Annotated in this window: 1 pseudogene; it reads right to left on the reverse strand. The window is 45.7% G+C overall.

The features are described 5' to 3' along the window. Nucleotides 1-527: pseudogene (locus R7Q46_RS30070) on the reverse strand (nuclease); the annotation flags it as partial.

Here is a 527-nt window from a genome sequence, read left to right on the forward strand (position 1 = left end):
GTTTTGCTAGCGCAACGGCTTCTGCACTGTTTGCTGCGTGAAGCTGAGTTGGCTTAAAGAGCGGAGCTTGGTGCGACAACATCATGTTGTTACGTTTTGAATCGTAATCGTAAGAGAAGTTACGAGTAACAAACAAATCACTGGCTGAGTTCAGCGTCACTTGCATCCCTTCATGGCGCTCTAATGCATCACGCAAAGTTTCGCCTTCTTTGATCACAAGCGGCGTCACCAATGAAATGTCTGACGTGCCAGTTTTTACATAGCTGGTTGCGTCAGAAGAAAGCTGAGTATTGCTGTAGTACTCCTGAACCTTACCTTTCACACAAACTACGTCACCAGGCTTTAGCTCGGTATCTGCGGCGTTCGTATGAATAAATAGACCTTCTGACGTCTTATCGTTGTTATCGTTCTCGATAGCTTGCAGGTAGAAGCCTTTCGTCAAACCGCTAGTAACAGCGCTCACGACACCAGTAACAAAATGCTCTTCTGTCGTAATGTATGGGTAACCATCGATAAATGGCGAAGAA

It is taken from the genome of Vibrio sp. 811 (assembly GCF_033339195.1).